At 67.0% G+C, this 20,206-nt stretch carries 18 protein-coding genes, 1 tRNA gene and 3 pseudogenes; 10 read left to right on the top strand and 12 right to left on the bottom strand.

The genetic code is table 11. The features are described from left to right. Positions 1–46: 46 nt before the first annotated feature. The gene (locus ACFQJD_RS06825) at positions 47–778 is read left to right on the top strand and encodes a metal-dependent hydrolase (RefSeq protein WP_379800432.1); all 732 of its coding nucleotides are present in this window, start codon (positions 47–49) and stop codon (positions 776–778) included. A 91-nt stretch (positions 779–869) separates the two neighbouring features. After that, on the top strand, positions 870–1,268 hold the full coding sequence (locus ACFQJD_RS06820) for an OsmC family protein (protein ID WP_379797078.1): 399 nt from the start codon (positions 870–872) through the stop codon (positions 1,266–1,268). A gap of 115 nt (positions 1,269–1,383) precedes the next feature. On the opposite strand, the gene ACFQJD_RS06815 is transcribed toward ACFQJD_RS06820, so the two are convergent. Next, the gene (locus tag ACFQJD_RS06815) at positions 1,384–1,512 is read right to left on the bottom strand and encodes a hypothetical protein (protein ID WP_379797076.1); all 129 of its coding nucleotides are present in this window, start codon (positions 1,510–1,512) and stop codon (positions 1,384–1,386) included. A 153-nt stretch (positions 1,513–1,665) separates the two neighbouring features. On the opposite strand from ACFQJD_RS06815, the pseudogene ACFQJD_RS06810 reads away from it, so the two are divergent. Together ACFQJD_RS06810 and ACFQJD_RS06805 are read left to right on the top strand one after the other, a co-directional pair. After that, positions 1,666–2,331, top strand: a pseudogene (locus tag ACFQJD_RS06810) (PAS domain-containing protein); the annotation flags it as partial. After that, positions 2,246–4,918: a GAF domain-containing protein gene (locus ACFQJD_RS06805; protein ID WP_379797073.1), complete on the top strand. Its 2,673-nt coding sequence runs from the start codon at positions 2,246–2,248 to the stop codon at positions 4,916–4,918. The pseudogene ACFQJD_RS06810 and the gene ACFQJD_RS06805, both read left to right, overlap by 86 nt. Before the next feature lies 1 nt (position 4,919). Here ACFQJD_RS06805 and ACFQJD_RS06800 read toward each other — a convergent pair whose 3' ends face one another. Next, positions 4,920–5,705, bottom strand: a complete 786-nt coding sequence (locus ACFQJD_RS06800; protein ID WP_379797071.1) for an HAD-IIA family hydrolase — start codon at positions 5,703–5,705, stop codon at positions 4,920–4,922. Positions 5,706–5,806: 101 nt separating this feature from the next. On the opposite strand from ACFQJD_RS06800, the gene ACFQJD_RS06795 reads away from it, so the two are divergent. Next, complete coding sequence (locus ACFQJD_RS06795) at positions 5,807–6,586, top strand: GTP cyclohydrolase III (RefSeq protein ID WP_379800431.1); 780 nt, start codon at positions 5,807–5,809, stop codon at positions 6,584–6,586. A 42-nt stretch (positions 6,587–6,628) separates the two neighbouring features. Here the strand turns inward: ACFQJD_RS06795 and ACFQJD_RS06790 are convergent. Further along, positions 6,629–7,794: pseudogene (locus tag ACFQJD_RS06790) on the bottom strand (pyridoxal-phosphate-dependent aminotransferase family protein). 232 nt (positions 7,795–8,026) lie between these two features. Here ACFQJD_RS06790 and ACFQJD_RS06785 point away from each other — a divergent pair. Then, on the top strand, positions 8,027–8,641 hold the full coding sequence (locus ACFQJD_RS06785; protein WP_379797070.1) for a hypothetical protein: 615 nt from the start codon (positions 8,027–8,029) through the stop codon (positions 8,639–8,641). A gap of 408 nt (positions 8,642–9,049) precedes the next feature. After that, a complete protein-coding gene (locus ACFQJD_RS06780) occupies positions 9,050–9,373 on the top strand; it encodes a hypothetical protein (RefSeq protein WP_379797068.1) in 324 nt (107 codons plus the stop codon). Between the two features lie 21 nt (positions 9,374–9,394). Here the strand turns inward: ACFQJD_RS06780 and ACFQJD_RS06775 are convergent, their stop codons facing one another. The 5 genes from ACFQJD_RS06775 to ACFQJD_RS06755 all read right to left on the bottom strand — a co-directional run bounded on the left by ACFQJD_RS06775 (position 9,395) and on the right by ACFQJD_RS06755 (position 12,519). Further along, positions 9,395–10,282, bottom strand: a complete 888-nt coding sequence (locus ACFQJD_RS06775; RefSeq protein WP_379797066.1) for a hypothetical protein — start codon at positions 10,280–10,282, stop codon at positions 9,395–9,397. A gap of 546 nt (positions 10,283–10,828) precedes the next feature. Further along, positions 10,829–11,140, bottom strand: a complete 312-nt coding sequence (locus tag ACFQJD_RS06770) for a hypothetical protein (RefSeq protein ID WP_379797064.1) — start codon at positions 11,138–11,140, stop codon at positions 10,829–10,831. 27 nt (positions 11,141–11,167) lie between these two features. Next, a tRNA-Trp gene (locus ACFQJD_RS06765) sits at positions 11,168–11,341 on the bottom strand. Between the two features lie 47 nt (positions 11,342–11,388). Further along, a complete protein-coding gene (locus tag ACFQJD_RS06760) occupies positions 11,389–11,610 on the bottom strand; it encodes a DUF5795 family protein (protein ID WP_379797063.1) in 222 nt (73 codons plus the stop codon). Between the two features lie 45 nt (positions 11,611–11,655). After that, positions 11,656–12,519, bottom strand: a complete 864-nt coding sequence (locus ACFQJD_RS06755; RefSeq protein WP_379797061.1) for a DUF5794 domain-containing protein — start codon at positions 12,517–12,519, stop codon at positions 11,656–11,658. 469 nt (positions 12,520–12,988) lie between these two features. On the opposite strand from ACFQJD_RS06755, the pseudogene guaB reads away from it, so the two are divergent. The 3 genes and pseudogenes from guaB to ACFQJD_RS06740 all read left to right on the top strand — a co-directional run bounded on the left by guaB (position 12,989) and on the right by ACFQJD_RS06740 (position 15,534). Continuing rightward, positions 12,989–14,483 (top strand): annotated as a pseudogene (guaB, locus tag ACFQJD_RS06750) (IMP dehydrogenase). 117 nt (positions 14,484–14,600) lie between these two features. Then, on the top strand, positions 14,601–15,182 hold the full coding sequence (locus tag ACFQJD_RS06745; protein ID WP_379797059.1) for a HalX domain-containing protein: 582 nt from the start codon (positions 14,601–14,603) through the stop codon (positions 15,180–15,182). A gap of 199 nt (positions 15,183–15,381) precedes the next feature. Continuing rightward, positions 15,382–15,534, top strand: coding sequence for a DUF7503 family protein (locus tag ACFQJD_RS06740; protein ID WP_379797058.1), 153 nt, complete (start codon positions 15,382–15,384; stop codon positions 15,532–15,534). Between the two features lie 919 nt (positions 15,535–16,453). Here the strand turns inward: ACFQJD_RS06740 and ACFQJD_RS06735 are convergent. The 4 genes from ACFQJD_RS06735 to ACFQJD_RS06720 all read right to left on the bottom strand — a co-directional run bounded on the left by ACFQJD_RS06735 (position 16,454) and on the right by ACFQJD_RS06720 (position 20,129). After that, positions 16,454–17,635 (bottom strand): hypothetical protein, encoded by a 1,182-nt coding sequence (locus ACFQJD_RS06735; RefSeq protein WP_379797055.1) that lies wholly within the window; start codon positions 17,633–17,635, stop codon positions 16,454–16,456. A gap of 39 nt (positions 17,636–17,674) precedes the next feature. Further along, positions 17,675–18,409: a DUF7504 family protein gene (locus ACFQJD_RS06730; protein WP_379797053.1), complete on the bottom strand. Its 735-nt coding sequence runs from the start codon at positions 18,407–18,409 to the stop codon at positions 17,675–17,677. Between the two features lie 95 nt (positions 18,410–18,504). Next, the gene (locus ACFQJD_RS06725) at positions 18,505–19,644 is read right to left on the bottom strand and encodes a pyridoxal phosphate-dependent aminotransferase (RefSeq protein ID WP_379797051.1); all 1,140 of its coding nucleotides are present in this window, start codon (positions 19,642–19,644) and stop codon (positions 18,505–18,507) included. Beyond that, complete coding sequence (locus tag ACFQJD_RS06720) at positions 19,641–20,129, bottom strand: Lrp/AsnC family transcriptional regulator (protein ID WP_379797049.1); 489 nt, start codon at positions 20,127–20,129, stop codon at positions 19,641–19,643. Before ACFQJD_RS06720 ends, ACFQJD_RS06725 begins: the two co-directional genes overlap by 4 nt. Between the last annotated feature and the right edge of the window lie 77 nt (positions 20,130–20,206).

Here is a 20,206-nt window from a genome sequence, read left to right as displayed (position 1 = left end):
AAACATTGACGTGTTTTTCGTGAGAATCGATAGACGAACCATGACGATGGAGCTAACCTGGCACGGCCACTCGACGTGGCACGTCACCGTAGACGAGACGACGCTGCTCATCGACCCCTTCTTCGACAACCCACACACCTCGCTCGACCCGTCGGACGTGGGGACGCCCGACTACGTTCTACTGACCCACAGTCACGCGGACCACATCGCGGACGTGGACGCTTTCGCGGACACCACCGTCGTCGCGACGCCCGAACTGGCGACGTACGTCGCAGCGGAGATGGGTGTCGAGGACACCGTCGGGATGAACCTCGGCGGTACCGTCGAGTGTGGCGACGCCTTCGTGACGATGCACCGCGCGGACCACACCAACGGCATCAACACCGACTACGAGTACGCCGCCGGGATGCCGGCCGGCTACGTCATCAGCGACGTGAAACCGACACAGGAGACCGACGAGGAGTCGCTGACGTTCTACCACGCGGGTGACACCGGCCTGATGACGGAGATGCGCGACGTCATCGCGCCGTATCTCGAACCCGACGCCGCGGCCCTCCCCGTCGGCGACCACTACACGATGGGACCGATGCAGGCCGCCGTCGCCACCGACTGGCTCGACGTCGACCACGTCTTCCCGATGCATTACGACACGTTCCCGCCGATCGAGATCGACGTCGAACGTTTCGAGCGCGAGGTGGCGGGCACCGGGAGCGACGCCGAGGTGCACGTCCTCGACGGCGACGAGACGTACGTCCTCGAGAGACGCTACGACGCGTAGACTGGTGGCGGGCGCGTCCCGATGAGAGACACCGGCTACGTCGTCCCCTTTGGCAATCTTTAGGGCGGTCGCGGCCCACTCGACCGTTGCAATGAGCGACATCCAGACCACGACCGTCAGCGAGGAGGGATACGCGTCTACCAGCCAGGTCGGCGACTTCGAACTGGCCATCGACGCCACCGACGAGACGGGGCCGAACCCGAACGCCACCCTCGTCGCGACGTACGCCTCCTGTTTCCTCCCGGCGTTCCGCGTCGGCGGGCAACAGCGCGACCACGACGACCTGGGCAAACTCCAGATCGACGCCACCGCCGACCTCGACGACGACGACGACCTCGAATCCATTAGCTTCGCTCTCCACGTCGAGGCCGACCTCGACGACGAGGAACTCGCCGAGATCGTCGACCGCGCCGAGGACATCTGTCACGTCCACGCCGCCCTCCGCGAGGGGCTCCACGCGGACGTCGACGTCTACGGCGACGCGTTCTGAGGCCAGCGGTTCCTTCGCGGCCACCGCGCTCGCCCGAGACGGCGACGCCGCGGGGCGTTTCGGGCGTCCGACAGCGCCGCCGCTCGCGGCGATGTAGCGCCGTGAGAATCCACGTCTATCGGCGGTACCAGCGGAAACTCATCGCCTGCCCGTCGACGATGACCACCTCCCGCTCCTCCGGGTCGTATTCGGGCGGGTCCTCTATCTCGTCGCGGAAGACGTACGTCGTGTCACGTTGTTCCATACCGTGGTATAGAATCACGCGGGTATATAAATATTTGCGCGATATCCGGGGTCCGACGGGTGTGAGCGGGCGCTCGTGACAGGAATCAGACCGGTGGAGGGCACGTGCTTGCACAACGCTTTTTGAGGCTACGTTGTAGCCCGTGAAAGTCAGATGAGTGGGGACTCGAGGAGGCCGGTCCTCTACGTCGGTCCGGGTACTGCCGCGAGGCGGGATGCGAGTCGACTCGAAGCCGAACTAAACGGTGACGTCGTCGACGCGGTGACCGACGTCGACGAGGCGCTCGCCCGCCTCGCCGAGGACACCCCCGCCTGCGTCGTCGTCGGCCGAGACGTCGCGACCCGCGAGGGCGTCGACCTGCTTCGGACGGTTCGGGGGCGTCACGGCGATCTGCCGGTCGTCCTCGCGCCGGCGGAGAACGGCGTCGCGGTCGCGCGCGAGGCCGTCGCCGGCGGCGTCGACGGATACGTGCCCTTCGAGGGCGACGACCCGCCGTACGGCGAACTCGCGACCCACGTTCGACGGGCGGTCGACGGACGAGACGACGGCAACGCGGGCCGTCGGGACGCCGCCTTCCATCGCCTCGCCCAACAGATCGCCCCGACGAGCGTTCTCGTCACCGACCGCGACGGGCGCGTCGTCTGGGCGAACGAACGGGCATGCGACCGACTCGACATCGACGAGGCGGACGGGTCGTACGACCTCGACGACCTCGACTTCTACGACGCCGACGGTGACTCGGTTCCGCCGGACGAGCGACCACACGCCCGGGCCATCGCGGACGGCGTCGTCGTCGAGGACCGACTCCACCGGATCGAACTCCCGGAGGGGACCCGCTGGGTGTCCGTTAGCGCCGCGCCGATCGACGTCACCGGCGGGGAGTACAGCCTCGTTCGCGACGGGTCGTCCGGCGAGTTCGAGTACACCGTCGTCGCCTCCGAGGACGTCACCGACCGGCAACATTACGCGCGCCAACTCGAACGGGAGCGCGACGAACTCGCGGCCGAACTCGACGAGATCTACCGGCGCATCTCGCGCCTTCTTCGCCCTCGACGCCGAGTGGCGGTTCACGCACCTCAACGAGCGCGCGGAGGAACTCCTCGACGTCGACGCGGACGACGTGCTCGGCCAGTCCGTCTGGGACGTCTTTTCGGCGGCGGTCGGGACGCCGTTCGAAGACCGGTACCGCGAGGCGATGGAGACGCAGTCCCCGGTCACGTTCGTGGCGCAGTACTCGCCGCTCGACAGCTGGTTCGAGGTTCACGCGTACCCCTCGGAGACGGGGCTCTCCGTCTACTTCCGCGACGTCTCCGAGAAGGTCGAACACGAGCGCGAACTCGAACGGCGGGCCGAACAGCAGACGACGGTCGCCGAACTCGGGCAGATGGCGCTCGAGACGCCGGACCTCGACGCCCTGTTCGAGGAGGCGGTAACTGCCGTCGCGGAGACGCTCGACAACGACTACGCGAAGGTGCTCGACCGCCGCCCCGACCACGACGACCTGCTGCTCCGGGCGGGGGTCGGCTGGCAGGACGGCCTCGTCGGGAACGCGACGGTTCCGACCGACCGCGGATCGCAGGCGGGCTACACCCTCGAATCCGAGGGCCCAGTCGTCGTCGAAGACGTGGCGGCCGAAGAGCGGTTCTCCGGCTCGGACCTCCTCCTCGACCACGACGTGACCAGCGGCATCAGCGTCGTCATCGGCCCCCGGGACGACCCGTGGGGCGTTCTCGGGACGCACGACCGGGAGCGGCGAGCGTACGGCGAGGAGGACGCCGACTTCGTGCAGGGAGTCGCGAACGTGCTGGCGACGGCCATCGAACGCCGGCGTCGGGAGACCAAACTCGAACGCCAGCGCGAGCGCCTCGCGGCCCTCGAGGAGGTGAACACGGTCACGCGAACGATCAACTACGAACTGGCGGGCCAGTCGACCCGCCAGGAGATCGAACGCGTGGTCTGCGCTCGCCTCGCCGACTCGGACTCCTACGAGTTCGCGTGGATCGGCGACACCGAGGAGGGTGCCGTCGTGGCACGGGAAGAGGCCGGCATCGAAGGATACCTCGACAGCGTGACGATCACCGTCGACGGCGAACACGGCACGGGGCCGACCGGGCGGGCACTGCGCACCGGGGATACGCAGGTCGTCCACGACGCCCAGACGGACCCCGACTACGAGCAGTGGGCCGACTACGCCCGAGAGATCGGGTATCGCTCGTCCGCGGCGGTGCCCATCGTCCACCAGGACCGGCAGTACGGCGTGTTGAACGTCTACGCGTCGCGCACCGGGGCGTTCGACGGCCGGGAGCGCGAGGCCGTCACTCAGTTGGGCCGGGTCATCGGGATGGCGATCACGGCCGTCGAGCGCGGCCAGGAACTCCGGGAACGCGAACAGCAGTATCGCACGCTCGTCGAGAACCTGCCCGACGGGAGCGTGGGGATGTTCGACACCGACCTGCGGTACACGCGCGTCGGCGGCAACCTGTACGATCAGTTCCCGCTGTTCTCCGAGGAACTGGTGGGACGGCGCGTCCACGACGTCGAGACGGTTCCCGCGGACCTTCGTGACCGCGTCGCCGACGCCTACGCCGACACGCTCCAGGGAGAGTCTCGGTCGCTGGAAGCCGAGTACGACGGGCGAACGTTCGAGATACGAACCGCGCCCCTCACGGAAGGCGGGTCGGTCAGCGGCGGCATGGCGCTCGTTCAGGACATCACGGCGCGGAAACAGCGCGAGGTGGAACTCGAACGCCAGCACGAGCGACTGGCGTTCGTCAACCGCATCCTGCGACACAACCTCCTCAACGGCCTGAACGTCGTCCAGTCGCGGGCGAGCCTCCTCGACGGGTTCGTCGACCCCGAGGCGATGGCCCATCTCAAGACGATACAGGAACGCACCGAGGAGATGACGGAGTTCGTCGGGATGATGCGGTCGTTCATGAAGATCGTCTCTCCCGACGAGGACCACCAGTTCGAACCCAGGCGACTCGACGACGTCCTCGACGCGTGTCTCCGGAAACTCCGGCGCGACCACGACGATGTCGCGGTGCGCTGTGACGACCTCCCGGCCGTCACCGTCGAGGGCGACGCGCTCCTCGACGCGGTGTTCGAGAACGTCCTGACGAACGCCGTCCAGCACAACGATCGCCCGGTCGCCGAGGTGGACGTCTCCGTCGACGTCCGCGAACGGGAGGTGGCCGTCAGCGTCGCGGACAACGGCCCGGGCATCCCCGCGGAGGAACGCGCCCGCATCTTCGAACGCGGCGTCACCGGCGACACCAACCCCGGGTCCGGATTCGGCCTCTACTTCGTCCGCGAGACGGTCCGCAAGTACGGCGGGGAGATCGTCATCGACGACGAACCCCGCGGCACCGTCGTCACCGTGGTCTTGCCCCTCGCCGACGAGTGAGTCAGTCGTCGAGGACGCGCCCCACGTCGCCGAGGGAGTCGAGGACGTAGTCCGGGGTGACGTCGGACTCCCGGAGCGTCCGGTCGTCGGTGACGCCGGTCCGGACCAGCACCGTCGTCATCCCCGCGCGCTCCCCGAGGGCGATATCGGTGTCGAGTCTGTCGCCGACGACGAGACACTCCGCCGGCGGGACGTCGAGTCTGTCGAGGACCACTCGCTGGGTCTCCGCCGAGGGCTTTCCCAGAACGCGGTCCGGGTCGCGCCCGGCGACGCCGGAGACGGCGTGGATGACGGCCCCCGACCCCGGGACGTCGCGTTCGGCGGCCGGAATCACCATGTCGGGGTCGGTGCCGACGAAGCGAACGTCGTCGTCCGAGAGCGCCCAGAGCGCCTCGCACAGCACGTCGTAGTCGAATCGGTGATCGATGGAGGCGACGACGACGTCGGCGGCGGCGGCGTCCTCGACGACGGCGAGGCCCGCGTCCTCGAACTGGTCGACCAGCGACGGCGCGCCGATGACGTAGAGGCTGTCGTCGGGGTGTTCGTCGGCGAGAAAGTCCGTCGTCACCGAACCGGCGGTGACGACTTCGTCGGGCGTCACGTCGAAGCCGGCGTCGCCGAGACGGGAGACGTACGCCCGCGGTCGCTTCGTCGGGTTGTTCGAGACGAACAGGCGACGGAGGCCGGCGGCGGCGAGTCTGTCGACGCCCTCAGCAGCTCCCGGAATCGGGTCGTCGCCGCGAACCACCGTGCCGTCCACGTCGAGTACCACCCCGCGGTATGTCATCGCCGGAGTCAGGCGACGACGGGTGTTGAATCTCGCGGGTCGGAGCGGGCCGTTCGAGAACCAAAGAGCAATGTGTGTGCCGGCCCCTCCCTACGAACACCGTGACGAACACGCAGTTGACGCTCGTCCAGATAGACAACTACGGGCCGTGGACCGTCACACCGGAACCCCGACGGGAGATGGATCTCCAGACGCTACAGTCCCGCCTGTTCGCCGACCTCGCGCAGTTCGTCGGCCACCGTGACGGCTACGTCTTCTTCACTCGGTTCGACAACATGGTCGCGGTCACCAACGGGATGGACCGGACCGACCACGCCCAGTTGCAAGAGACCGTCGGCAACCGCTACCCGGTGACGGTCAGCCTCGGCGTCGGCGTCGACCCGAACCCGGCCGACGCCCTCGAAGCGGCGACGACGGGTCTCCAGCGCGCCGGGAGCGCCCAAGACGTCGACCGGCGGGAGGTGCTCGCGGGCGACCCCATCGACGATCGGACGGCCGACGACGTCCACGTCGCCCACTTCGACGTCAACGACGCCACCGAGAAGTACACCGACCGCCTCAACGAGTTCGACTCGTTCATCGAGATCGAACAGGGGTACGCGACGCTGATGCGCTACCTCCGCGAGCAGTACGGCGGGCTCTCGTTTTTCGTCGGCGGCGACAACATCATCGCCGCGACGCCCGAGATGAGCGAAGCCGACTACGCGGACGCCATCGCCCACGTCGAGGAGGCCGTCGGCGTCGAACTCAAAGTCGGCGTCGGCCGCGGGGCGACGGCCGCGGCGGCCGGCATGGACGCCAAACACGCCCTGGAGACGTGCCGGCACCACGACACCATCGTCGAGATGCACGCGCCCGCGCCGGAAGTCGGCGACGACTGAAACCGGTCGGATCGACCGGCGAAACCCGGAACGAAACGGGCGTCAGTTGGCGGCCGTCGACGTTTCGCGAACGTCGTAGCCCTCGTCGTCGAGGACCGCCTCCAGCGCGGCCAGCAGATACGTGACGTTCCGGCGGTTCGCGGAGTAGCCCATACAGCCGATGCGCCAGACGTCGCCCGCGAGGTCGCCGAGACCGCCCGCGATTTCGACGTCGTACTCGTCGAGCAATCGGTTGATGACGGTGTCGGCGTCCACCGCATCGGGAACGCGGACGGCGTTCAGCGCCGGGAGCCAGTACTCGTCGGCGGCGTTCATCTCGAGGCCCATGGACTCGACGCCGGCCTTCAGTTCGCCGGCCACCTCGCGGTGGCGGTCCCAGCGCGCCTCGATGCCTTCCTCGGCGACGAGGCGGAGGCCCTCGCGCAGGGCGTAGACGCTCGTGACGGGAGCGGTGTGGTGGTAGGCGCTCTCCTCGCCCCAGTAGTCTTCGAGCAGCGAGAGGTCGAGATACCACGACCGGGGCGGCTCCGGCCGGGACTGGACTTTGTCCACCGCGCGGTCGTTGAGGGTGACCGGACTCGCGCCCGGCGGGCAGGAGAGGCCCTTCTGTGACCCGGAGTAGGCCACGTCGACGTCCCAGTCGTCGACGCGGAGTTCGGCAGTGCCGAGCGAGGTGACGCAGTCCGCGACGACGAGGGCGTCGTGGTCGTGGGCGATGCTCGTCAGTTCGGAGACGTCGGGCTGGAGGACGCCCGTGCTCGTCTCGGCGTGGACGAAGCCGAACACGTCGGGCTGGTGCTCGTCGAACGCCGCCGCGACGTCGACCCGGTCGAGGGCTCGCCCCACGGCGCGTCGACCTGAACGACGTCACCGCCCGCGCGCTCGGCGATCGCGGCCATCCGGCCGCCGAAGTAGCCGTTGCCCGGGACGAGCATCGTGTCGCCCGGTTCGACGAGGTTTCCGACGGCCGCCTCCATCGCCGCCGTCCCCGTCCCGCTGACGGGAAACGTCCACTCGTTTTCCGTGCGGAACGCGTAGCGGAGGAGTTCCTTCACCTCGTCCATGATCTCCAGGAAGTACGGATCGAGATGGCCGACCAGCGGCGTGCTCATGGCGCGGAGGACGCGCGGGTGAACGTTGCTCGGGCCGGGGCCCATCAGGGTCCGGTCCGGCGGCGTCAGCTCTCCGACTTCAGGTCGCTCTGACATGGCCGTACCGACTCCACCTGGCGTAAAAAGACTGTTTATCGGGTGCATGCGAACCGCGCACTTCGTTCCCCGGCTACGGAATCTCGATTCGAGAGAGCGTCGACTACCCTCTGCCGGAATCGGGTCCACCCGCCGCATCGCCGCGGTCCGAACCCGGCGGGTCGACGTCCGCGCTCGGACGACTCCGCGGTCGCCCACAAGGCCCTTTTCGCGTCGGCGAGTGTCGCCGCCCATGCCGACGCGACGAACGCTGTTGCGGGCGGGCGTCCTCTCGACGCTCGGGCTCGCGGGCTGTCTCGCTGCGGACGGATCCGGGACGCCGACGGCGACCGGAACGCCGACCGGGACGCCGACACGGAGCCCGACCACCGCCCGCCCGACCTACCGACCGTCCACCGTTTCGCTCCACCTCGAACCCGTTTCGGTCCCCGACGTCGCCGAGGCGGCCGTCGAGACCTTCGACGACCTGTCCCGGTCACAGCGGGACGCCCTCGACGAAATCCGGGAGACGGGGGCGTACACGGTAACGAACGTCGTCCGGAGCGACCGGCTCCCGTTCGCATCCGAACCGTTCGTCCGCCTCGGCGGGGAGTTCTTCCGCGTCGAGCGCGAGACGCTGGCCCAGCGACCTCGCACCGTCCACCGGTTCCACGTCGAGGTGCTCTCCCGGACGCAGGGGAGGGCGTCCCGTTCTCGGAACTCTCGTCGCGCGACCGGGCGGTGTTCCGCGCGGGCCTCACCGAGGAGTACCGCCAACGCGGGACGCCGTTCGCGGGGACGTTCCTCTACACGTTCGAGAACCGGAGCGTCGCGGCCGAATCGCGGTTCGTCACCGAGAAGACGGTAACCGTCGACTACGAGGACGACGTCTTCGAGGTCACCTTCCAGCGAATCGACGAGGTGACCGAACTCGACGTTCGCTACGCGCTCTCGCACGTCGCCGACGGCGCGGATGCCTTTCGCGACCATCTCCGCTCCGCGTACGTCCGTACCGTCTCGTCGCTGTCGCTGTCGGCGGCACAGCGCGAGCTGCTCCGGCGGGCGATCCGGGAGTCGCGATACGAGGAGGACCGCCCCCTCTCTGCGGCGTTCTCGGGGTTGCTTGACACGCTCGAAACCCTCCCGGCGGTGCCGAACGCGGGCCGATACGTCCGGGACGGCGACGCCATCTACCACGTCTGGAAGACGGCCGTCGAAGTCTGACGGACGCGCAGGGGCCACTCTACGGTGTTTAATGAATATGGCTTCCTCGTAGGTGGGAGTTTCGAACGTCTCGCTCCTGTCTCTACACACGAGCGATCCGGATCCGCCGCCGGCGCGCGACGCGCCGGCCAAGTCGACGCTCTTCTGTCCGGACTGTGGTCATCAGAGTCGATCCGACGGCGACTGGAATCTCGTCGAGTCGGCTCGCGAGACGCGGTATCTCTGTCCCGAGTGTGAATACACCGTCACGTCCCGGCGGTTGGCGGACGGAGACGTTCGACGGGTCCTCGGCCCCTGGTGCTTCGCCTGGCAGACGTGGGAGGAGAGCGTTCGGATCTGGCAACGGTTCCTGAGACGGGCACCCTCGATGGACTGAGCGTCGAGTCGCACCCGACTGTCAGTTCTCGCGCCACAGGAGGAGCGTCGCAGCCACCAGTGCGAGGAGGGTTACCGTGACGCCGAAGCCCACTCCGTCACCCGTCGTCGGGGTGGGCGTCGTGGTCGGCGTGGGCGTCGGCGCGGGAGTTGCCGTCGGCGTCGTGGTCGGCGTCGCCGTCGAGGTAGCGGTCGGCGTTGCCGTCGAGGTAGCGGTCGGCGTTGCCGTCGGCGTAGGCGTCGCCGTCGCCGGCGGCGTCGCGCCACCGCCGACGGTCACTCGGGCCGTCCGCGTTCCGGCCTCGACGTTGCTTCCCTCGACGGTGACGGTGTACGTTCCCCGCCGAACGTCGCCGATTTCGACGACGACGGTTTGCCCGCTGGACGTGATGCGTCGGTTCCCGGCGAGGTCGAGTCCGGACGGGCTGTCGGCGGTGACGTCGAGTCGGTCGGCGTCTTCGAACGTGTAGCGCGCCGTGATCCGGAGTTCTTCGAGGTCGTCGGGCGGGACGGTGTCGCCGGTGACGTTCACCCCGCGTTCGTTCCGGAGCACGAGATCCGTGACCCGGGGCTCGACGACGATCAGTTCGGCTCGTTCGTCGCCGTCTTTCGCGGCGTAGTACGCCCCCTGCTCGATGTCGTCGAAGTCCGCGCTCGGCGGATTGACGTTGAACGTGTGGCCGTCCGCGGTGTCGACGAACGTGGTCGTTTCGGTTCCGATCGTTCCGCCGCCGGTCATCTGCACCGACGAGATATCGAGCGTCTCGCTCACGTAGACGGTCACGGGCGGTGACGTGTTCGCCGGCTCTTGCCGGGGTTCGGCCACGGCGGCTACCGACGTCGCCAGCGACGCCGTGATCGCCAGCGCTAACAGGCAGGTGGCTACCCGCCGAGTCGTCTCGCGAGTCATCGTATCGTACCGTCGACCGCCACCGGCTTAAGCCCGGTTCGAGATACCGACGGCGTCCGGGCCGCTCCCCGGTCGCGACAGCCTCAAAGAGGCACCCCGGGCGATCTATCGGGGGCGGCACACTTAGTTAAGCGCCCACTAACCCGGCGCTGTCGGCCTCGCGTCGGATAGCGACGACCCCGCCATCGGTCTCGAGACGGTCACGCTCGATCGCGCGCCACCACTCGTCGAAGTGATCTCGATTCCGGTCGTCGTCGAGGCAGTCCCCACACCGATACGCGGAGTGGTTCGTGCGTCCGTTCGTCGGGTAGACACGGACGGCAGTCGGGATTCGCACACCTCCACGTCACAGACGAGCGGCGTTCCGCCGTCAGCGACGAGTTCGTGCTCGCGGTCGTCGCTCTCGTCGACGTGAGATGGCTTTAGAACGTCTTCGGGGATGATGTACACGGTCGGAGGTGATCGCTGAAGCCGGTGCAGGGCGTCGCGTGGACACCTCTTCCGCACTGGGGCACTCGGGGAGATCGCCAGGAGTCTCGAAGACGCTCACCGTTTCTCACCTCCGTCGGTGGCGAGAGCATCGTTATTCGGGTTGTACTGCTTTCCTCTACGTGGGAACTCGTCAGGGCGGCGCGGACAGTCGGTCAGATGGCCTAATTCCGTGGCGTCGGGCTGATACTCGGTACACCGAGCGTCGCAGATCGGACAGCGGAATTCACACTCCTTCTCGGTCTCACCGATACCGAACTGTCGGCTTCGAAGCTCCTCGGTGGAGATGTCGACGGGTGATCCACCGTCGGTGAGTAGCCGTCGCTCGCGTTTACGTTTTGTAAGCGTATTGCGGGAGAACAGCGGCAATATTCCCCGCAATACTTTTATACAGTATGGGGTTGGAGGGATTTGAACCCCCGGTCGACTGATATCTCCGGTTCGCCTCGGTACTCCAGAGGGTCGTCAACACGACCGATGATCAGTCGGTCGCTCGGTATATCAGTCTGGAGTTCGTCACCGGGCGCAGCCTCTGGAGTCAGTCGCCATCCCGGGCTTGGCCACAACCCCGCCGTGCGCACCAGTTCGTAACCGGGGTCGTACTAAAGGGATTTCGGTTATCGATCGTCGTCGGCCCAGTCGCAGTCCTGGCATTTGTAGCCGGTGACGAACTCCGTCACTGACGGCATGTATCCGACGGAGAGGACGTCACCGCCACACTCGGGGCACTGTCGATCGGCGTCTTCGATGGACTCCGCCTCCATCGGCCGTTCGCCTTCGATCAGTTCGGCGAGTTTCTCGGGAGTCACCATCCTGCCTTGGACGACGCGGTTGCTCATGGGGAGGTGTGCACGGCGGAGACGGGTAAGCCCTCCGTCACCGGATCACAGCCACGGTGCGCGCGACTCCTCCTCACCGAGGTAGGCGTGACTCGATCCCGCGTCGTCGTCCGCGTCGCCGCCGTCCGCGACCGCCGCCTCTGACTCGGCGGCCGATCGGTCGGCCACCGCGTCGCCAGCGGCGTCGGGGTCGAACGAGAACACGGCGGTCACACAGAGGACGCCGAGCGCGACGGGCGCGTCGGTCGGCATCACTCCGAGCACCGAGAGGGCGAGCATCCCGAGGGCGACGGAACTCCCGAATCGGAACCGATCCAGGTCGACCGCGCCGCGGAGACGGGGGCCGAGCAGGGCCACCAGAAGCGCGAAGCCGACGCCGACGCCGGCGGCAGCAGTCGCCCGGGCAACGAGTGCGGCGTCGGTCGTCAACGCGAGTTCCGCGCTGCCGGGCTGGACGCTGGCGATCAGCCCGAGGCCGATGATGACCGCCGGGCGAGGGAGGTACTCACCGACGCGCGAACTCGCGGTCTTCGCGGCGACGGTCAGAATGACCAGGCCGGCGAACCGGGGGAAGATGGCCATGTCGAGGGCGCTCTGGATGGTCGGCGCGAGCGCAGCCTCCACCGCCGCTGCGGGGAGCAGGACCGCACCCAACACGAGAATGGCCTTCGCTTGCTCGCGTGGGGAGCCGTCCATCTCGGCGAGGATGACCGCCACGGTGGCGGAACCGCCGAAGATGAGCAGTCCCGTCTCGATGATGCCGAACGGATAGGTCAGTGCGCCGGCGATGACGAGCGCCGGGAAGATCCCGTCCACCAGCGGCAGGACCATGACGGTCGCGAGCAGCCTCGTCGCGCCGCCCACCTGCTGCTCGAGTCGAAGTGCTATCGGATGCCGAGAGACGCTCATCTCGTACTGAGGCCGTCACCATCGGCCAAGCGGAGATGTGAGCGCAAGCCAACTGACCCACCGGGGCGGCCGTTGGCGGTGGACTCCGATTTGAATTCCCGTTTGAATGTATCCATCGCTGTAAAAATACTGCCGGCAACCGCGAGGTCGCTCGTCCGACCGGCAATGCGCTGTGCGATGGAACTCTGGGAGTCCATACTCGAACTGTAGCCGGTGAGACTATTAAACGTTGCGTGGGAGCCATCGCCACACGTCTACCGAAATCCACACCCGATACTTAAGCGATGTTGAATATCTACACTAATCGTCGGGAGTTTACAAACGATGACCGAATTCTATCGAGTCGGTCGACACGTCCGTCGGTGAATTCGAGGCGACGAACGGACGCCGTTTCGACGCGTGTTTGCCACTCCCGTGCATCCGCGAAAAGTCTCGCAACGCTTTTTGCTCCGGCTAGAAGACGATTTATATGGCGAACGACGTTCCCGACGCCGAACCTTTCTCGGAGAAACTCCGGGTCCCGGAAGCGCTGACGTTCGACGACGTACTGCTCCGCCCGATGGAGAGCCACGTCGAACCGGACGACGCCGACGTCTCCACGCGCGTCTCGACGAACGTCGCACTCAACACCCCCGTTCTCTCGGCGGCGATGGACACCGTCACCGAGGGCGGCATGGCCATCGGGATGGCCCGACAGGGGGCTCGGCGTGCTCCACCGCAACATGACTATCGACGAGATGGTCGTCGAAATCGAGCGCGTCAAGCGCGCGGACGAACTCATCATCCGCCGCGAGAACGTGGTGACCGCGTCCCCGGACCAGACGGTCCGCGAAGTCGACGCGATGATGGAACGTGAGGGCGTCAGCGGCGCGCCCGTCGTCGACGACAACGACACCGTGCTCGGCATCATCTCGGGGACGGACATCCGGCCGTACCTCGAAGTCGGCGAGTCCGACGAGGTGCGCAAAGCGATGACCGACGAGGTCATCACCGCGCCGGAGGACGTGACCGCTCGCGACGCCCTCGAACTGATGTACGACCACAAGATCGAACGCGTCCCGATCGTCGACGACGCGGACCGACTGGTCGGCCTGGTGACGATGCAAGGCATCCTCCAGCGACGCGAGCACGAGAACGCCGCCCGCGACGCGGCGGGTCGCCTGCGGTGTGGCGTCGCCGTCGGCCCCTTCGAGGACGACCGCGCCGTCGCCGCCGACGAGGCCGGGGCCGACGTCCTCTTCATCGACTGTGCGCACGCGCACAACCGGAACGTCATCGACAGTGCGCGCGAGATCTGCGAGCTCGTCGACGCGGACGTCGTCGTCGGCAACGTCGGCACCCCCGAAGCGGCCGCGGCGGTCGTGGACTTCGCCGACGGCATCAAGGTCGGCATCGGCCCCGGGAGCATCTGTACGACGCGCGTCGTCACCGGCGCGGGGATGCCCCAGATCACCGCCGTGGCCGGCGTGGCCGACGTCGCGAGCGAACACGACGTCCCCGTCATCGCGGACGGCGGCATCCGGTATTCGGGCGACGCCATCAAGGCCATCGCCGCTGGTGCCGACGCCGTCATGCTCGGCTCCTACTTCGCCGGCACCGACGAGGCACCGGGGCGGGTCATCACGATGAACGGCAAGAAGTACAAGCAGTACCGCGGCATGGGCAGCGTCGGGGCGATGCGCTCGGGCGGCGGCGAGCGCTACCTCAAAGACACCGACGAGGGCGAGGAGTTCGTCCCCGAGGGCGTCGAGGCGGCGACGCCGTACAAGGGAACGCTCGAATCCGAACTCCACCAGCTCGTCGGCGGGATGAAAAGCGGCATGGGATACGTCGGTGCCGAGACGATCCCGGCGTTCAAAGAGCGCGCACGGTTCGTCCGCGTCTCGGCGGCCGGTCAGACCGAGGGCCACCCGCACGACGTGATGATCACCGACGAAGCGCCGAACTACAGCCCCGGCGAGTAGGCCGGACGCCGGCGCTCGCCCCGGAGTGTCACTTCGGCGACGGGTTCGCCACAAGGGGTATTTTGATATAGATCCAGAAACCAGTGGGAGCCGTAGATCACCGCCTCGCTCGAATTCATGCGCACCGACACTCCACTCGTCCTCGTCGTCGAAGACGAACCCGATCTCGCCGATCTGTATGCGACCTGGCTCTCGGACACCTACCGGGTTCGGGTGGCCGACGGTGGCGAGGCCGCCCTCGACGCGCTCGACGACGAGGTCGACGTCGTCCTGCTGGACCGGCGGATGCCGGACCTCTCCGGCGACGAGGTGCTCGAAGCCGTCCGCGTACGGGGTTTCGACTGTAGCGTGGCGATGGTAACGGCCGCGGACCCCGACTTCGACGTCCTCGCCATGGGCTTCGACGACTACGTCGTCAAACCCGTCTCGCGGGAGACGCTCGTCCAGACCGTCTCGAATCTCCTGTTGCGCGAGGAGTACGACGACGGCGTCCAGGAACTGTTCGCGCTCGCCTCGAAGAAGGCGCTCCTCGAAACGGAGAAAAGCCCCGCGGCACTCGAAGCGCACGACGAGTACCAGGAGCTCGCGACCGACCTCGAACGGCTCCGGGAGAACCTCGACGATACGCTCTTCCAGCTCGGCGAACAGGACGATCTCTCCGCGCTCTACCGCGACTTCGACGACGAGTCGCTGAACTGAGGCCGCGCTCGACGCTCGTGGCGCTTCGAAGGTCTCCTGTCCGGTAGTTCCGACCCGTTTTCGACGCATCTCCACGCAGTCGTGCGATTAACGCTCGACTGACACTTTCTGTCATTACTATCGTAACTAAATTGATTACAATTTTTATCAGATATTCTCGAAAAATTATATTTTACTGTCGCTCGATCGATCAGTTGCGATGTCAGAGAATGACGACACCAAGGTCGCAACGTACCTGAAAGAGAACCCGCGGATGATGGGCGTCCTGTTCACGGCGATGCTCCTGCTCTCGCAGGCCGGAACCGTGGCAGCGGGCAACGGCGGCGGCGTCGCCGGCCTAGAGTTCGTCTAGATCGTCGCTCCACCGCAGCCGACCGTCGATTTTCACCGGCACCGTCTCGAGCGAGAGAAACTGTTCAGCTCGTCGCGAGTCATCTCGAACGTCTTCGACGCCCCCGACGAGAGGTGGTACTGGTCCTCGTCGTGGATCCACGGCATCACGAGGCTCCCCATCCCGAGACGCGTCGTCGGATAGGTTCGCCAGTCGAGTTCGTAGCCGTCCTCCTGCGGGCGGATGACACAGAGGTTCGGCGGGCCGCCGTCGGTCCGGGCGAGCGAGAGGCCGCTGTCGCCGACGATGGTGTACTGGTCGCCGATTATCGACTCGTCGCGCGCGATTTCGAGGGCGCTGCCGATCGGAAACCCCCGGTTCAGGAGGCGCGCGAGCATCCGCCCCATCCGGATGGCTCCGCTGTTCAACACGTCCGTCAGGGTGACGATGCCCGCGATCGCGCCGGCCTCGACGAGGGCCGCGCCCTGCTCGTAGGACTGACAGGCGTTCAACAGAAACGCGTCGGTTCCGACCCGGTCCAGCGTCGTCGCGTCGAGTTTTCCGTCGGCGCATTCGAATCCCTCGCCGTCTATGTGACCGATGTAGTGGAGAAAGTCCGTCTGGGAGGTCAGCACTTCGCGGAGTTCGGCACAGGTCAGGTCGTGGAACATCCCCACGTCGAACGGGAGGTCCTCCCGCGATCCGTAGACGTCGTCGACGGTGTCCCGTTCCTCCGTCATCCGGTGGTCGTTGCAGACGACGGTGATGCCGATGTCCCCCTCGGCGGGCGAGCGGTCGAGTCGGTTGTGGAACGCTCGACTCGTCGCCTTGCTCGCGCCGATGGGTGCGCCCTCGCCGATCCACGCCTGTTCGAGCGAGTCGGCCGCCTCCGGCTGGACGTACGACCGGTCGCCCCCGTCGTCGGGCGCGGCGCTTCGCGTCAGGGCGTCGCCGCGGAAAAACTCCCCGCGGCCGCCGTCTGCACCTCCGACCGGGAGATGGCGTCGCCTTTCGGCGTGCGAACGATGGCGAGGTCGTCGGTCACGAACGGCAGCAGTTCGACGTTCTCCTGCGTCGGCGAGACGTGCGTCGTCAGTTTCCACTCCGGGAGGTACGGTTCGATGGCACTGAACGGAACGTCGAGATACGTCCGCAGTTGCTCGGCGAGCGGCCATCCGTAGAGGGCGTCGAAGTCGACGTCGACGGCGTCTTCGATCTCGTTTCGTTCGTAGAGATCGACCTCGTAGTAGCCCTCCGTCCGGGTGAGACAGTCGAAGAAGAAGGTCTGTTTGAGGACGCGTTCGACCTCGCCCTCGAATCCGCGAACGGTGTCGAGGCCGTGCTCGAAGCCGCCGGGGGCGACGATGCGCGGGGAGTCGCCCGGAACGAGGTCGGCCCCGAGATAGTACGACAGCGGTGCGGCCACGTAGATCGAGCGGTAGTCGGGAGGGATCTCGATGTCGACGCCGGTGTCCGGCGGCGTTACCCCCGACGGGACGTCGAGGTGGTCCCCCAGTTCGACCAGCGGCGGGTGACCACGGAGCGTCGGATACGACCGCTCCGACGAAGTCGTCTTCAGCGCGGACGAGAACGCCGAGACGGCGGTCATCACGTCGTGTGGATCCGACGTCGTCGTTATCGTCGCCGCCGGGCGTTCGTGGTGGGACCGCGCCCCCACGGACACCGTCGTCTCCTCGCCGAACTCGATGCGGGTCTGGGCCATGTCGGAGGCGACGGTGACCGGTGCGTCGACCCGGAGGTAGAGCTTGATGGGCGCACAGAGTTCGATGCTGTACGTGCCCGCGGGGAACTCCTCGTAGGCGAAATGCTCGGCCTCCGCGAGCATCGACCCCTCGGCGTCGCGTACGTAGACCGCGACGACCGTCGGGAGGGTGATCTTTCGGGCGGAGATCCGCGTCGCGGCGTCGACCGGAAACCGGAACGGCGGCGCGTCCGACGGCGACGGACGGACCGGCGTGTCAGTCAGGAGACGGAACTGGTGTCGCTCGATGGGGTCGCTGATGCGAACGCCCGGTTCCTCGTCGAGCGCCGAGAACGACACCTCCAGTCGGCCGTCGGTGCCGCTCGGTGCGACGTCGCCCCGTCCCTCTGTCCTACTCATCGTCTCTAGTAATTGACGGTGTCACACAAAAACGTATTGTCACGTTCCAGTACTCTCCTCGCGCCGTTCGAGCGGGAGCCAGTCCGAGACGAGGTCGCGGTCCCGGAAGTGCCACTGCTGTTTCAGTTGGGTGCCGTCGAGCCGGAGGTGGATCGTCGCGTCGAACAGGGGAGAAAACAGGCGGACGAGTTCGCTCGACGGATCCCGCGGGAGACGGAAATGCGCCAGCCCGCCGATCCGCCGAATCTGTGTCGTCAGGACGTGAACGAACCGAAACACCGTCTCCCTGTCGTATTCGGTGAGCAGCGTCGAGAGGCAGTCGAACGCCACCCGGAGTTCGGCGGGGTCGAGTCCGTCAGCGAACAGGTCGAACTCCTCGAGAACGTTCGAGATAGTCGTGCCGAGGTCGGCGACGCTACCCTCGACGACGTCGGTCTTCGGGAGCGTCTTCGTCCCCGACGCCGTCGTCGCCGCCGCGCTCCGCGCCGGGCTGTTTCGAGTGACGAGTCGTGCGAAATCGGGCGTCAGCGGCCCGGTCGATCTGAGTTTGTCGTGGGCCGACTGCCGCTCCGACCGGGTGGTAACGACGAGTCGGCGTCGCGGGTCGTCGGCGTCCGGGTCACCGAGCATCTGCGTCGACGCGGAGTCGTACATCTCCTCCGGGACCGTCCCGACGACGAGGAGTGCGCTCCCTTGCTCTTTCAGCGTCGCCAGTGCGTGGGCGAAACTCACGGCCCGATCGTCGTCCGTTCCCATCCCACCACCCGAAGACATCAGTCGGGTAGATGAAACGACAGTAAATAATACTTTTCGTACCGCGGTCGATCGCCTCCGTCAGGGGCGTCAGCGCGGAGTTCCCGACGAGCGGCCTACTGACCGTCGAGGAACGTCTCGATGCGGTTCATCGCCTCTTTCAGATCGTTCATCCCCGTCGCGTAGGACACTCTGAGGTGCCCGTCGCCACCCTCGCCGAACACGCCTCCGGGCACGAGCGCCACCCGCTGGTCTTCGAGCAGGTCCTCCGCGAACCGTTCGTCGTCGTACGGCGCTTCCGGGAAGGCGTAGAACGCTCCCGTCGCCTCGAAACACGAGAGCCCCATCTCGCGGAACCGCGAGAGGACGAACCGGCGGCGGCGGTTGTACTGCGTCCGCATCTCCGCGACCGCGTCATCGCAGGTCCGGAGCGCCTCGACGGCGGCGTACTGCGACGTCGTCGGAGCCGAGAGCATCGTATACTGGTGGATGCGGTTCATCGCGTCGACGGCGTCGGCGGGGCCGAGCGCGTAGCCCAGGCGCATCCCCGTCATGGCGTAGGCCTTCGAGAAGCCGTTGAACACGACCGTTCGCTCGCGCATCCCCGGCAGCGTGGCGATGGAGGCGTGGTCGCCGTCGTAAGTGAGCGCCGCGTAGATCTCGTCGGCGAGAACCTGTAGGTCGTGTTCGCGGACGAACTCGGCGATTTCCGCCAGCTCCGTTCGCGAGGCCGTCGCGCCCGTCGGGTTGTTGGGGTAACAGAGGACCAGCGCCTCCGCGTCGGCCGCCCCCGCGCGGTCGAGGTCCTCGTACGTGAGGACGAAGTCGTTCTCCTGGCGCGCCGGCACCGCGAGCGGTTCGCCGCCGGCGAACATGACGCCCGGGGCGTACGAGATGTAACTCGGCTGTTGAATCGCGACGGCGTCGCCGGGATTCACCAGCGCGCGCATCGCGAGGTCGACGGCTTCGCTCGCGCCCGTCGTCACCAGCACCTCCTCGTCCGGATCGTACTCCTGGTCGTATCTCGTGACGTGGTCGGCGATGGCTTCCCGGAGGTCACGCCGCCCGCGGTTGGCCGTGTAGGAGGTGTGACCCCGCTCCAGCGAGTGAACGGCCGCCGAGCGCGCGGCCCACGGTGCGCTGAAATCCGGTTCGCCGACGCCGAGCGAGATGACGTCGTCCATCTCCTCGGCGAGTTCGAAGAATCGACGGATACCGGAGGGCGGGACCTGCTGGACGCGGTCTGCCGTCCTCATGGCGAGATGGAGAGTCGGTCGTCGTCGTCGCCGCCGGCGAACTCAATGCCGCGGTGCTTGTAGGTGTCCATGACGAAATGCGTCACCGTCTGGGTCACCTCGGGGATCGGCGCGATCTGCTCCGAGACGAACATCGACACCTCGTGCATCGATGCCCCCTCGACGGTGATGGCGAAGTCGTAGTCGCCCGAGATGAGTTTGAGCGACGACACCTCGGAGAACTTGCTGATGCGTCCCGCGATGTCGTCGTACTTCGTCTCCCGATCGAGTTCGACGTTGAGTTCCACCTCCGCCTCGACGTGGTCCCGGTCGGTCCGATCCCAGTCGACGACGGCCTGATAGCCGCGCACGACGCCGTCCGATTCGAGTTCGTCGATGCGGTCCTCGACCGCCGCCTCGGAGAGTTCCGTCTGTCGCGCCAGGTCCGCGGTGCTCTCGCGGGCGTTCTCCAGCAGCAGGTCGAGTAGTTCCCGCTTCTCGTCCATGCGGGAACTGTCGTGACACGGCGTAAAAGGGTTTGCTCACCGCCGCCGCGCCACCGGTCGTCGCGGCGTCGGGGGAA

Source organism: Haloplanus sp. GCM10025708 (genome assembly GCF_042663985.1).
In the GTDB taxonomy this organism is placed as follows: domain Archaea; phylum Halobacteriota; class Halobacteria; order Halobacteriales; family Haloferacaceae; genus Salinirarus; species Salinirarus marinus.
This window is presented reverse-complemented; position numbering and strand designations above follow the sequence as displayed.

Coding starts and splice junctions, on each gene's coding strand:
- ACFQJD_RS06825 (WP_379800432.1), top strand. CDS start 47: ATGGAGCTAACCTGGCACGGCCACTCGACGTGGCACGTCACCGTAGAC.
- ACFQJD_RS06800 (WP_379797071.1), bottom strand. CDS start 5,705: ATGACATACCGCGGGGTGGTACTCGACGTGGACGGCACGGTGGTTCGC.
- ACFQJD_RS06820 (WP_379797078.1), top strand. CDS start 870: ATGAGCGACATCCAGACCACGACCGTCAGCGAGGAGGGATACGCGTCT.
- ACFQJD_RS06815 (WP_379797076.1), bottom strand. CDS start 1,512: ATGGAACAACGTGACACGACGTACGTCTTCCGCGACGAGATAGAGGAC.
- ACFQJD_RS06760 (WP_379797063.1), bottom strand. CDS start 11,610: ATGAGCAACCGCGTCGTCCAAGGCAGGATGGTGACTCCCGAGAAACTC.
- ACFQJD_RS06785 (WP_379797070.1), top strand. CDS start 8,027: ATGCCGACGCGACGAACGCTGTTGCGGGCGGGCGTCCTCTCGACGCTC.
- ACFQJD_RS06735 (WP_379797055.1), bottom strand. CDS start 17,635: ATGAGTAGGACAGAGGGACGGGGCGACGTCGCACCGAGCGGCACCGAC.
- ACFQJD_RS06745 (WP_379797059.1), top strand. CDS start 14,601: ATGCGCACCGACACTCCACTCGTCCTCGTCGTCGAAGACGAACCCGAT.
- ACFQJD_RS06775 (WP_379797066.1), bottom strand. CDS start 10,282: ATGACTCGCGAGACGACTCGGCGGGTAGCCACCTGCCTGTTAGCGCTG.
- ACFQJD_RS06730 (WP_379797053.1), bottom strand. CDS start 18,409: ATGTCTTCGGGTGGTGGGATGGGAACGGACGACGATCGGGCCGTGAGT.
- ACFQJD_RS06755 (WP_379797061.1), bottom strand. CDS start 12,519: ATGAGCGTCTCTCGGCATCCGATAGCACTTCGACTCGAGCAGCAGGTG.
- ACFQJD_RS06720 (WP_379797049.1), bottom strand. CDS start 20,129: ATGGACGAGAAGCGGGAACTACTCGACCTGCTGCTGGAGAACGCCCGC.
- ACFQJD_RS06725 (WP_379797051.1), bottom strand. CDS start 19,644: ATGAGGACGGCAGACCGCGTCCAGCAGGTCCCGCCCTCCGGTATCCGT.
- ACFQJD_RS06740 (WP_379797058.1), top strand. CDS start 15,382: ATGTCAGAGAATGACGACACCAAGGTCGCAACGTACCTGAAAGAGAAC.